Genomic DNA, 13,013 nt, shown 5'->3' with positions numbered 1-13,013 from the left:
GGCCCGTGCTCGTCGTCGACTTCGGTGCGCAGTACGCCCAGCTGATCGCCCGGCGAGTGCGGGAGGCAAGCGTCTACTCCGAGATCGTTCCGCACAGCATCACGGCCGCCGAAGTCGCTGCGAAGTCGCCGGTCGGCATCGTTCTGAGCGGCGGGCCCTCGAGCGTCTACGAAGAGGGTGCGCCGGGGCTCGACCCCGCCATCTTCGACCTCGGTGTGCCGGTGCTCGGCATCTGCTACGGCTTCCAGGTCATGGCCCAGGCGCTCGGGGGCGAGGTGGCGCACAGCGGCCTGCGAGAATACGGCGCCACCGACATGCAGATCACGGGTGACGGGGGAGTGCTGCTCGACGGCCAGCCCGTCGACCAGACCGTGTGGATGAGCCACGGTGACCAGGTCTCGAAGGCGCCCGAGGGCTTCACTGTCGTGGCGAGCAGTGCGTCCACTCCCGTTGCGGCCTTCGCGAACGACGCGGCGCAGCTCTACGGCGTGCAGTGGCACCCCGAGGTGAAGCACTCGGACTTCGGTCAGAGAGTGCTCGAGAACTTCCTGCACACGGCGGCGGGCATCCCGGCCGACTGGAACAGCGGCAACGTCATCGCCGACCAGGTCGCGCTCATCCGCGAGCAGGTGGGGTCGGGCAAGGTCATCTGCGGGTTGTCGGGCGGTGTCGACTCGGCTGTCGCCGCGGCGCTGGTGCACGAAGCGGTCGGCGACCAGCTCACCTGCGTCTTCGTCGACCACGGGTTGCTGCGCGCCGACGAGCGCCGGCAGGTCGAGGTGGACTACGTCGCCTCGACCGGCGTGAGGCTGGTGACGGTGGATGCCCGGCAGCAGTTCCTCGACGCACTGGCCGGGGTGACCGACCCCGAGCAGAAGCGCAAGATCATCGGGCGGGAGTTCATCCGCAGCTTCGAGGGTGCCGCCGAGGCTCTGGTGCTCGAGGCCGCCGCCGATTCCTCCGGCGAGCCGGTCGAGTTCCTGGTGCAGGGCACGCTCTACCCTGATGTGGTCGAGTCGGGCGGCGGCAGCGGTACCGCGAACATCAAAAGCCACCACAACGTCGGTGGGCTTCCGGATGATCTGCAGTTCGCTCTCGTCGAGCCCCTCCGGGCGCTGTTCAAAGACGAGGTGCGTGCGATCGGTCGCCAGCTCGGGCTGCCGGAGGTCATCGTGGGGCGCCAGCCGTTCCCCGGCCCGGGCCTCGGCATCCGCATCATCGGTGAGGTCACGTTCGAGCGGCTGGAACTGCTGCGCGAGGCCGACTCCATCGTGCGCGCCGAGCTCACGGCGGCCGGGCTCGACGGTGAGATCTGGCAGTGCCCCGTCGTGCTGCTGGCGGATGTGCGGTCGGTCGGCGTCCAGGGCGACGGGCGTACCTACGGGCATCCGATCGTCTTGCGACCGGTGTCGTCGGAGGATGCGATGACAGCCGACTGGACCAGGTTGCCGTACGACCTGCTGGCGCGCATCTCCAACCGCATCACGAATGAGGTGGCCGGGGTGAACCGGGTCGTGCTCGACGTCACGTCGAAGCCGCCGGGAACCATCGAATGGGAGTGAGCTAACCTCACTCCGCTGTCGGGGGCCGGGGTTAGAGTTGCTGCATGAAACTGATCCGGCTCATCGGCACGTTCGTGAGACCCTACTGGCGGCTGATCGTGGGCGTCGTCGTGTTCCAGCTCGCGCAGTCGATCGCGTCGCTCTACCTGCCCACGCTGAACGCCGACATCATCGACCGGGGTGTCGCCACGGGTGACACCGGCTACATCATGGGTATCGGCGGCATCATGCTGCTCATCACCCTCGTGCAGGTGATCTGCGCGATCGTCGCGGTGTACTTCGGGGCGAAGCTCGCGATGCGTCTCGGCCGCGACCTGCGGCAGGCCGTCTTCACACACGTCGGCGACTTCTCCGAGCGCGAGGTGTCGCAGTTCGGCGCGCCGTCGCTGATCACCCGAACGACGAACGACGTGCAACAGGTGCAGATGCTCGTGCTGCTCACCTGCACGCTGCTCGTCTCGGCGCCCATCCTCGCGATCGGCGGAATCGTGATGGCGCTGTCGCTCGACGTACCGCTGTCGGGGCTGATCGGTATCGCCGTTCCGGTGCTGCTGGTGGCGCTGTCGCTGATCATCGTGCGCATGGTGCCGCTCTTCCGCCTGATGCAGCAGCGCATCGACAGGGTCAACGGGGTTCTGCGGGAGCAGTTGACGGGCATCCGGGTCGTGCGAGCCTTCGTTCGGGAACGCGTCGAGACGGCACGGTTCGACGTCGCCAACCGCGAGGTCACCGACACCGCGCTGCGGGCGGGTCGGCTGTTCGCGCTGATGTTCCCGATCGTGCTGCTGGTGCTGAACGTGTCGAGCGTGGCCGTGCTGTGGTTCGGGGCCTTCCGCATCGACGACGGCTCGATGCAGATCGGCACGCTGACAGCATTCCTGACCTACCTCATCCAGATCCTGATGGCGGTGATGATGGCGACCTTCATGGCGATCCTCATTCCCCGGGCCTCCGTCTGCGCCGACCGCATCACCGAGGTGCTCTCGACGCCCTCGTCGGTGGTCGTGCCGCTGTCGCCCATCACGACCGTGGCCGAGCACGGTCTCATCGAACTCGACGATGTGAGCTTCGCCTACCCGAAGGCCGAGTCGCCGGTGCTCTGCAACCTGACCTTCGTCGCCTCGCCGGGCCAGACCACCGCCATCATCGGCAGCACGGGGTCGGGCAAGACCACCCTGGTCAATCTGCTGCCCCGGCTCTTCGACGCGACCAGCGGAGAGGTGCGGGTCGACGGTGTGAACGTGCGCGACCTCGACCCCGACCTGCTGTGGGGGCGCATCGGGCTCGTGCCGCAGAAGCCCTACCTGTTCTCGGGCACCATCGCGTCGAACCTCCGCTACGGCAAGCCCGATGCGAGCGACGATGAGCTGTGGGCCGCGCTCGAGACAGCGCAGGCGCACGACTTCGTCTCGGCGATGGAGCTGGGTCTCGAGTCGCAGATCGCGCAGGGCGGCACGAACGTGTCGGGCGGGCAGCGACAGCGGCTGGCCATTGCGCGGGCGCTGGTGAAGAGGCCGGAGATCTACGTGTTCGACGACTCGTTCTCGGCGCTCGACCTGGCGACGGATGCCCGGCTGCGTGCCGCGCTCCGACGCGATGTGCGGGGAGCGACGATCATCGTGGTGGCGCAGCGGGTGTCGACGATCATCGGGGCCGACCAGATCCTGGTGCTCGAAGACGGCTCGATCGTCGACAGGGGCACGCACGGCGAACTGCTCGAGCGGTCGGAGACGTACCGCGAGATCGTCGAGTCGCAGCTGACGGCGGAGGAGGCGGCATGAGCGACGGGAAGAACTCCGAGACTCCCCGCCCGCCCGTCAGGCGCGGGCCGGGAGGGGGCGGCCCGTTCGGCGGCGCCGGCCTGCCCGCCGAGAAGTCGAAGGCGTTCGGCCCGTCGGCCAAGCGGCTGGTGGGCAGGCTGCGGCCCGAGCGCATGCTGATCGGCGTCGTCACGGCACTCGCCATCGTGAGCGTCGCCCTCTCGGTGCTCGGCCCGAAGATGCTGGGCACGGCCACGAACATCATCTTCGCGGGCATCCTGTCGAAGCAGCTGCCCGCCGGCGAGACCCAGGAGCAGGTGATTGCGAACCTGCGCGCCTCGGGTGACGGAGCGCAGGCCGACCTGCTCGGCGGTGTGACCCTGACGCCCGGCTCGGGCATCGACTTCTCGCAGCTCGGCACGGTGCTGCTGATGGTTCTCGCCATCTACGTGTTCTCGTCGGTGTTCAGCTGGGCGCAGTCGTACCTGCTGAACGGGGTGGTGCAGCGCACCGTCTTCCGGCTGCGCGCCGAGACGGAAGACAAGATCAACCGGCTGCCGCTCGGCTACTTCGACAGGATGCCGCGGGGCGAGCTGCTCAGCCGGGTCACCAACGACATCGACAATGTGTCGCAGAGCCTGCAGCAGTCGCTGTCGCAGATCATGACGTCACTGCTCACCGTGATCGGCGTGATCACGATGATGTTCGTCATCTCGCCGCTTCTGGCTCTCATCGCGCTGGTGACCATCCCGCTCACCATTGTCATCACCGCGGTCGTGGCGAAGCGCTCGCAGAAGCTCTTCGTGGCCCAGTGGAAGCACACCGGTACGCTCAACGCGCGCATCGAGGAGAGTTACAGCGGGCACGCCCTGGTGAAGGTGTTCGGGCGGCACCGCGAGATCAACGAGGTGTTCCGGCAGAAGAACGAGGAGCTCTACCGGGCGAGCTTCGGGGCGCAGTTCGTCTCGGGCATCATCATGCCCGCGATGATGTTCGTCGGAAACCTGGTCTACGTCGCCATCGCGGTCGTCGGTGCCCTGATGGTGGCGAGCGGTTCGCTCAGCCTCGGCGATGTGCAGGCCTTCATCCAGTACGCGCGGCAGTTCACGCAGCCGCTGACGCAACTGGGCTCGATGGCGAACGTTCTGCAGTCGGGGGTGGCATCGGCCGAGCGGGTCTTCGAGTTGCTCGACGCTGACGACCAGTCGCCCGATCCGGTGCCTGCTCTGTCGCCCCTCGGTTCGGCCGGCAGGCTCGTCTTCGAGAAGGTGTCGTTCCGGTATGCGCCCGACCAGCCGCTCATCGACGACCTGTCGCTCGTCGCCCTGCCCGGGCAGACGGTGGCGATCGTCGGACCGACGGGAGCCGGGAAGACCACCCTCGTCAACCTGATCATGCGGTTCTACGAGCTCGACTCCGGGCGCATCACGCTCGACGGCACCGACATCGCGGCGATGACGCGTGACGATCTGCGCAGTCGAACCGGCATGGTGCTGCAGGACACGTGGTTGTTCGGTGGAACCATCCGCGACAACATCGCCTACGGCAGGCCGACAGCCACGGAGGAGGAGATCCTTGCGGCGGCGCAGGCGACCTACGTCGACCGCTTCGTGCACTCGCTGCCCGATGGCTACGACACGGTACTAAACGACGAGGCCGACAACGTGAGCGCGGGTGAGAAGCAGCTCATCACCATCGCCCGGGCATTCCTGGCGGCTCCGTCGGTGCTCATCCTCGATGAGGCGACGTCGTCGGTCGACACCCGCACCGAGGTGCTGGTGCAGCGCGCGATGTCGGCCCTCCGTGCGGAACGGACGAGCTTCGTCATCGCCCACCGGCTGTCGACCATCCGGGACGCCGACCTCATCCTGGTGATGGAGTCGGGGCACATCGTCGAGCAGGGAACGCACGAAACCCTGCTCGCCGCCGGCGGTGCCTACGCGAACCTCTACAACGCCCAATTCGCGGGAGTGACGCTCTCGGAGTGATCCGGCGGCTGCGCCCGCGCCCGCGGCCTGTGCGTAGAAGAGGTGCAGAGCGGCGGTGAGGATGTACCAGGGCCAGCGGGTGCAACCACCCTCCTTTACGCACACAGAGCGGGCCCGTCGTTGCGACGGGCCCGCTCTGTGTGCGTACGGTGGAAGGGTGCGGCTGAGCCGCCCGGGGCTAGTTGCGCGCGATGGCGAACATGCGGAGCAGTTCGAGATACAGCCAGACGACGGTGACGACGAGGCCGAAGGCCGCCGACCAGCCGTAGATGCGGGGAGCGCCGGCACGCACGCCGCGCTGGATCTGGTCGAAGTCGAGCACCAGGGAGTACGCCGCGAGGATCGTGACGAAGACGCCGATGATCAGGCCGAGCGGGATGCCGAGGATGTGCACGTTGCTGTTCAGACCGAAACCGGTGCTCTGCACGCCGGTGACCATCAGCACGATGTTGACCAGCGAGAACAGCATGTACCCCACCATCGCGATCAGGAAGATCTTGGTGGCCCGCCTCGACGCGCGGATCTTTCCGCTGGCGAAGAGCGCAAGGGTGACAGCGAACACACAGACCGTCGCGATGACGGCCTGCACGACGACACCCGGGTAGATGGTCTCGAAGACACCCGAGATGGCACCGATGAAGAGACCCTCGGCCGCCGCGTAGAGCAGTACGAGAGGCGCCGACGGGGTGCGCTTGAAGATGTTGACCAGAGCCAGGGCGAAGCCGACGATGGCCGCGGGAGCCATGAGAGCGGGCACCTGCCAGCCGACGACCGCGAACGCCAGCAGCACGATGAAGCTCACGCCGGTCTTGATGATGACGTCGTCGTAGCTCATGCGGTTGGTGTCGGCGGCTGTCGCGGTGGGGCCGTCGTACATCTGCTGCAGACCGTCGGCCGACAGCGTGGGCACCTGCTGGGCCGACTGCTTGTCGAGGCCCTTTCCGTTGAAGACAGGAATCCGCGAGAAAGCGGGGTTGTTCGATGCCATGGTTTCCTCGTTCATGTGTCGCTCGTGTGGGAGCAAAAGGTGATGCTTCGCATAAATCTAGCGGCTCCTGCCTCGGTTTCGCTGGATGTTCTCTCAGGGCGACTACGGGCATCCGCCCGGCTCGCCCCGGCCCCGTTGTCGGGGGTCTCGCCTAAACTCGATGGTGATATGACCCCCTCCTCACGCCCGGCGAACCCTTCTTCAGTGCCCCTCATCCTCGACGGTTCCAGGGGCTCCCGCTCTGGTTCGTCGTTCAACGACGCCCTGCTCGACGGTCTCAATCCGCAGCAGAAGGAGGCGGTCGAGTACCGCGGACCGTCCCTGCTCATCGTGGCGGGCGCGGGTTCGGGAAAGACGAGTGTGCTGACGCGCCGCATCGCCAGCCTGATCGACAGCCGCGAGGCATGGCCGAGCCAGATTCTCGCCATCACGTTCACCAACAAGGCTGCGGCCGAGATGCGCGAGCGGGTCGGAGCACTGCTCGGGCAGACGGCCGACGGCATGTGGATCTCGACGTTCCACTCGGCGTGCGTGCGCATCCTCCGCCGCGAGGCCGAGAACTTCGGGTTCACGAAGGCCTTCACCATCTACGACTCGCACGATTCGCGCACCCTGATCAAGCGCATCATCAAGGAGCTGCAGGCCGACACCTTCGGATTCACGGTGTCCGGCGTCGCCGGCAAGATCTCGAAGCTGAAGAACGAGCTGGCCGACGCCGACAGCTACGCGCGCCAGGCGAACTTCGACGACCCGCAGGAGCGGCTCTTCGTCGAGATCTTTCGGCACTACACCCGCAGCCTCAGCGCCGCGAACGCGTTCGACTTCGACGACCTCATCGGCCAGACGGTCTACCTCTTTCGGGCCTTCCCGCATGTCGCGGCAACCTACCGGAGGCGGTTCCGTCACATTCTGGTCGACGAGTACCAGGACACGAACCACGCCCAGTACGCGCTCATCCGCGAGCTGACCCTGCCGGTGGAGGAGCAGCCGGGGTTCGATGAGCGCACGGCCTCGCTCCCGGGCGCCTCGCTCACGGTGGTCGGCGACTCCGACCAGTCGATCTACGCCTTCCGCGGGGCCGACATCCGCAACATCGTCGAGTTCGAGCGCGACTTCTCGGGGGCCAAGGTGATTCTGCTCGAGCAGAACTACCGGTCGACCCAGAACATCCTGTCGGCCGCCAACGCCGTCATCTCGAACAACTTCGATCGCAAAGACAAGAAGCTCTGGACCGACGTCGGCAACGGCGAGAAGATCGTCGGGTTCACCGGGTACAGCGGCCACGATGAGGCGCAGTTCGTCGCCGACGAGGTGTCGAAGCTGCACGACTCCGGCACGCCCTACAAAGATGTTGCGGTGTTCTACCGCACGAACGCCCAGACCCGGGCGCTCGAGGAGATCCTGATCCGGTCGGCGGTTCCCTACCGGGTGCTCGGTGGCACCCGGTTCTACGAACGCGCCGAGATCAAGGATGTTCTGGCCTACCTCATTGCGGTGGCGAACCCCTTCGACGCCATGGCGCTCCGTCGCATCCTGAACACTCCGAAGCGGGGAATCGGCCCGGCGACCGAGACGGCGCTCGGCGTCTTCGCCGACACGAACGAGATCACCTACCGCGAGTCGATGCGCCGCGCGCGGGAACTCGGCCTCGGGCCGAAGGTGACGGGGGCGATCGTCGACCTGGCAGGGCTGCTCGACGAGGCGACCGGGATGCTCGATGCCGAGCTGAGTGAGGAGGGTGCGGTCGCTTCGGTCGCTGAGGTGCTGACGCTGTTGCTCGACCGGAGCGGTTATGTCACGGCCCTCCGCGCGGGGCGTGACCCACAAGACGAGGCGCGGGCCGAGAACGTGGAGGAGCTCGTGGCGGTGACGCGGGAGTTCCAGAAGAACAACCCGGAGGGCACCCTCGTCGACTTCCTGACGGAGGTATCGCTGGTTGCCGCAGCAGACGAACTCGACGACACGAGTGGAACGGTGTCGCTGATGACACTGCACACGGCGAAGGGGCTGGAGTACGAGGCGGTCTTCCTGACCGGTGTCGAAGAAGACCTGCTGCCGCACCGTATGTCGGCTTCGGAGCCGGGTGGTCCGGCCGAGGAGCGTCGGCTGTTCTACGTGGGGATCACCCGGGCGCGGAAGAGGCTGTACCTTTCGCTGGCGATGACCCGTGCGCAGTACGGCGAGACGGCCGTGGCGATGCCGAGCCGGTACCTGCAGGAGATTCCGGCGGAGCTCATCGACTGGCGGCAGTCGCCGGGCATGGCGACATCGCGCGGGGGAACCCAGCCGCGCGCGCTTAACGCGTCGCGGCCCAGTGGTGGTGGGTTCGGCAACCGCAGTGCGGTGCGGTCGAGCGATTCGCTGTCGTTCCGCGACGCGGACGCCGCGGGTTCCGGCTCTGGCGGTTCGGGTTCGGGTTTTCGCCCGAAGGCGGAATGGCCGAACCGCGTCACGGCACAGGTGCGCGACAACGGCGACCTCGAGCTGGAGGCGGGCGACCGCATCCGGCACGTCGACTTCGGCGAGGGTCTTGTCAGTGCCGTCACCGGCGCGGGAACGAAACGGGTGGCGCACGTGCAGTTCGACGCCGCGGGCGCCAAGAAGCTGCTGATTAAGATCGCCCCCATCGAAAAGCTCTGAGCTGCCGGGCGCTAGCGCGGCCCGGCGGTCACCCCCACCCGCCCGGCGTGGGCTCGTGGGGCGTCAGTCCTGGAGGGAGGCGCGCAGTGCCCGCATGTAGCGGTCGCGGGGGAGGCGGCGAACGGCGAGTGGCAGCCGGGGGTACACGACCGCCAGCACGCGGAACAGGCGGTCGAAGCGGCGTTGCGAGCCGGTGCTCCACGGCAGCACGAATGCTCGGCGGAGCTCAGGACTGAGCAACCCGGTTGTGACGAGACGCACGACGGGCATCACCGCCCTGAGCCAGAGCGGAGCCGTTCTCGGGTGCAGCAGATCGTGCGCGACCCGCCTGGCCGGGTCGGTGACTCGGAGGTCGGCCACGGCGGTGTTCCAGTACTCGCGGAATGCCGCACGGTCAGCGGGCCAGAGCTCCGCCGGCATCTGCAGCGCGGAGCCGAGAACCCCGTACCGCTGGTACACCTCCTCGGCGTCGTCAGGCTCCAGGGGCCCGAACGTCTTCTCGTAGACGGTCAGCGCCGTCTGGTACAGCGTTGCCGCCACCCAGAGCTGCGCCCTCCGGTCGAATGCGTTGTAGTGCACGGTGGGGTGCCCGCCCACCCCCCGCTCGCCGCCATCTGCCTCGCGTTCGTCAGCGTTCGAGGCGCGGTGGTATTCGTCGTGTTCGTGCGGCGAGCTGACGACGGGGGCGTGGGCGTGGTTCACGCGGGAGACCACTCGGGCGAGTTCTTCGGGGGAGGCGAACACGGTGGCGTAGGCGTACGTCACCGTGTTCGCCAGGCGCTCAAGCGGGCGGTTCGCGAAGTCGCTGTGGGCGGCAACCCCGTAGCCGACCTCGGCGTCGGCGATCTGCAGCAGGATCGCCCGCCCCCCACCAGCGAGCAGCACGGCTTCGGCTGCGAGGCTCGTGAACACGCTGTCGCTTCGAGCTCTCATGCCGCCCAGCCTAGGTGCGGCGCCTGCGAGCCCGCTGCTGTGCGGCCAGCGCGAAGGACGCCGACCCCAGCGCCACGATGCCCGAGGCTGCCGCAAGCCACGGAGTGATGGTGTCGGAGTCACGACCGGTCGAAGCGAGTGACGCGGTCGCGGCGGGCGTGGCCGACATCGTGCGGGGGGTCTCCGGCGTCGGAGGCGTCGCGGGCGGCGATGTCGGCGGAGCGACGGGCGGCGCCGTCGGGGGAGTCGCGGGCGGGGTCGGCGGGGGAGTCGCGGGAACGACGGGTGGCGGAGGCGGAGTGACCGCGAGAGTCACCTCCTCGGCGACTCCGAAGGGCGATGACCATGCGGTGATACGGTCTCCGCCCTGGCTGACCGGAGTGTCTGCCGGGTCGATCGTGTCCGTCCACACGTAGTAACCCTCGGCGGGGAGAGTGCAGTCGGGGGTTCTGTAGGGGCCGGGACCGTTCTCGGCGACGACCGAGACCCGGCAGACGGCCTTCGAGCCCAGCGGGATGTCGGCCTGCCGCGCGGGCGGTGAGGCGAACGGCCCCCAGAGTGTGCTCCTGATGGTCACGGGCACCGGCTGCAGCGCGCCCTCCCCGTCACGGTAGACGCCCCATTCCGACAGGGTCGTCGGCGGAACGAGAGCTGCGGTGCTGTCGCCGACGGCGTCACCGTCGCCCGGAACATCCGAGTCGCCGGGGTCACCCGAGTCGCCCGGTGCATCCGCAGCATCCCTCTCCCCGGTGAACCGGGGCTTCACCGCCAGCTTGAGTTCCAGCGCGTCGAACAGGTGGGCCCCCACCTCCGTCTCGGCCGCACTCGTCTCGGTCTGAACAGCCGGTGCGAAAGGTAGCGGCGAGATGTCACCACCGTGCGCGTGTGCCTGTGCGGCGATTCCGCCCGGCGGAGGAACGAGCAGGCTCTGGATGCCCGTGGGCGCCTTCGCGACGTAGAACGCAGTGCCGTAGGGCAGGTCGGTGTACACGACGTCGGCCGTCACATCGCTGAGAGCCGTTCCATCGGCCGGAGTGATGGCAAGCGTCTGCCCGTTCTGTACCCCCTGCACGGTGGAGCCGTCGGCGAAGGCGGCGCCCTTCAGCGTCAGGGTTCCCGTGTGCCTGCCCGACGGGAGCTTGGCCGGACCGCCGCCCAGGTAGTCGACCACGAGGTCGCTCCGCACGGTGCCCGCAGCGGCGCCCGGCACGGCGAGGGTGAGCTTGGCGGTCACGCCACGGGATGCCCCGGCGGGAGCATCCATCGTCTCCCGCATGGTGACGGCCCGGGCCAGGACGACCCTGTCGGAGTCATTGGCCCGCTGGGCGTACCAGCCCATGTCGTGAGACCCGAGGCCCGTGATGCCCCACGTTGCCAGCTGCGCCGACGCGGCCATGTTGTTGTCGGCCGCCGATGCCCACCATCGACCGATGTAGGCGAGACGGGCTGCGTCGTCTGCAGAGACCCAGCCGAGATTGGTGCCGAGCTGGTACTGCGCGTCGGCGCCCTCGGGTGGGGCGAACTGCACCTGCAGGCAGAGGCCGAGGTTGCCGTCGGAGAGCCGGTGCGACCCGAGCCACGACCGGCCGTCGTTGCGCCAGGTGTGGCCGTAGCCGTGGCCGACCACGGGAAGGGCGCTCGCGGCGGAGGCGACGAGCAGCACGCTGACAGCTGCGAGCAGGCCGGTGAGGAGGGCGGCGAGCAGTGCGGCGAGGAGGGCCGAGACGGCCGGGGCGAGGGATGTGTTCAGACGTTTCATGCGGGCAAGACTGCCGCGGTCGGCGAGGCGCGGCGGGGCCGTCGAGCCGAACTGTGGAGAGTTCGCGAAACCGCGGCCTTGTGGAGGGGTAGGCTTTGAGGCGGTCCAGATGTCTCGATCTCAAGACACAATGAGCGGGCGTCTGGCTATCGTTTTCGACAGAAACCAGGCAACGCGTGCGTGGCGAGGGCTGCGCATGCTGATGGGATGAGCAAGCGTGGACCTATTTGAATATCAGGCTCGAGACCTCTTCGAGAGCTATGGAGTCCCGGTTCTCCCGGGCATCATCGCCGACGCCCCTGAAGAGGTGCGCGCCGCGGCCGAGAAGCTCGGCGGCGTGACCGTCGTCAAGGCCCAGGTCAAGGTCGGTGGGCGCGGAAAGGCCGGCGGCGTCAAGGTCGCAAAGAATCCCGACGAGGCCGAAGAGGCCGCGAAGTCGATCCTCGGTCTCGACATCAAGGGCCACACCGTCAAGCGCGTGATGGTCGCCGGCGGCGCCCGTATCGCGAGCGAGTACTACTTCTCTGTACTGCTCGACCGCGCCAACCGCAGCTACCTCAGCCTTTCGAGCTTCGAGGGCGGCATGGAGATCGAGGAGCTCGCTGTCGAGCGCCCCGAGGCCCTCGCCCGCATCGAGGTCGACCCGCTGCAGGGCGTCGACCTCGCGAAGGCCACCGAGATCGCGATCGCCGCCAAGTTCCCGGCCGATCTCGTCGACAGGGTCGCGCCGGTCTTCGTGAAGCTCTACGAGGTCTACAAGGGCGAGGATGCGACGCTGGTCGAGGTCAACCCGCTCGTGCTCACCGAGGAGGGCGACATCGTGGCCCTCGACGGCAAGGTCTCGCTCGACGAGAACGCCGACTTCCGCCACCCGAACCACGAAGCGCTGGTCGACCAGGATGCCGAAGACCCCCTCGAGGCGAAGGCCAAGAAGCTCGGTCTGAACTACGTCAAGCTCGACGGCGAAGTCGGTGTCATCGGAAACGGTGCCGGACTCGTCATGTCGACGCTCGATGTCGTCAGCTACGCGGGCGAGAACTTCTCGGGTGTGAAGCCGGCCAACTTCCTGGACATCGGTGGCGGAGCATCCGCTGAGGTGATGGCCAACGGCCTCGACGTGATCCTCGGCGACCCGCAGGTCAAGAGCGTGTTCGTCAACGTCTTCGGCGGCATCACCGCATGCGACGCCGTGGCCAACGGCATCGTGAAGGCGCTCGAGATCCTGGGCGGCGCCGCCACGAAACCCCTCGTCGTGCGTCTCGACGGCAACAAGGTCGAGGAGGGTCGCCAGATCCTCCGCGACGCAGCCAACCCGCTCGTCTCGCTCGCAGACACCATGGACGAAGGCGCCGCCAAGGCCGCCGAACTGGCTTCGAAGTAAAG

The 13,013-nt window shown here is 67.8% G+C and carries 8 protein-coding genes; 5 read left to right on the top strand and 3 right to left on the bottom strand.

All coding sequences use genetic code 11. From position 1 onward, the window contains the following. The first annotated feature begins 5 nt into the window (after positions 1 to 5). Genes guaA through B7R24_RS12180 form a run of 3 tightly spaced genes read left to right on the top strand, consistent with a single transcriptional unit; the run spans position 6 to position 5,310 of the window. Positions 6 to 1,562, top strand: coding sequence for a glutamine-hydrolyzing GMP synthase (guaA, locus tag B7R24_RS12190; protein WP_172582806.1), 1,557 nt, complete (start codon positions 6 to 8; stop codon positions 1,560 to 1,562). 44 nt (positions 1,563 to 1,606) lie between these two features. Continuing rightward, positions 1,607 to 3,343: an ABC transporter ATP-binding protein gene (locus tag B7R24_RS12185; protein WP_116419242.1), complete on the top strand. Its 1,737-nt coding sequence runs from the start codon at positions 1,607 to 1,609 to the stop codon at positions 3,341 to 3,343. Further along, a complete protein-coding gene (locus B7R24_RS12180; protein ID WP_116419241.1) occupies positions 3,340 to 5,310 on the top strand; it encodes an ABC transporter ATP-binding protein in 1,971 nt (656 codons plus the stop codon). The genes B7R24_RS12185 and B7R24_RS12180 overlap by 4 nt, the downstream gene beginning before the upstream one ends. 178 nt (positions 5,311 to 5,488) lie before the next feature. On the opposite strand, the gene B7R24_RS12175 is transcribed toward B7R24_RS12180, so the two are convergent. Next, the gene (locus B7R24_RS12175; RefSeq protein WP_116419347.1) at positions 5,489 to 6,298 is read right to left on the bottom strand and encodes a Bax inhibitor-1/YccA family protein; all 810 of its coding nucleotides are present in this window, start codon (positions 6,296 to 6,298) and stop codon (positions 5,489 to 5,491) included. 168 nt (positions 6,299 to 6,466) lie between these two features. Here B7R24_RS12175 and B7R24_RS12170 point away from each other — a divergent pair, with 168 nt between their 5' ends. Then, entirely contained in the window at positions 6,467 to 8,938 is a 2,472-nt protein-coding gene (locus tag B7R24_RS12170) for an ATP-dependent helicase (protein ID WP_116419240.1), read from the top strand. A gap of 63 nt (positions 8,939 to 9,001) precedes the next feature. Here B7R24_RS12170 and B7R24_RS12165 read toward each other — a convergent pair whose 3' ends face one another. Beyond that, a complete protein-coding gene (locus tag B7R24_RS12165; protein WP_116419239.1) occupies positions 9,002 to 9,871 on the bottom strand; it encodes an oxygenase MpaB family protein in 870 nt (289 codons plus the stop codon). A gap of 10 nt (positions 9,872 to 9,881) precedes the next feature. Further along, complete coding sequence (locus B7R24_RS12160) at positions 9,882 to 11,630, bottom strand: hypothetical protein (protein WP_116419238.1); 1,749 nt, start codon at positions 11,628 to 11,630, stop codon at positions 9,882 to 9,884. 217 nt (positions 11,631 to 11,847) lie between these two features. On the opposite strand from B7R24_RS12160, the gene sucC reads away from it, so the two are divergent. Next, a complete protein-coding gene (gene sucC, locus B7R24_RS12155) occupies positions 11,848 to 13,011 on the top strand; it encodes an ADP-forming succinate--CoA ligase subunit beta (RefSeq protein ID WP_116419237.1) in 1,164 nt (387 codons plus the stop codon). The last annotated feature ends 2 nt before the right edge of the window (positions 13,012 to 13,013 follow it).

The organism is Subtercola boreus (assembly GCF_003399645.1).
Lineage (GTDB): Bacteria > Actinomycetota > Actinomycetes > Actinomycetales > Microbacteriaceae > Subtercola > Subtercola boreus_A.
Note: the sequence above shows the minus strand (reverse complement) of the source record. Positions and strands in the feature narration are given on the sequence as shown.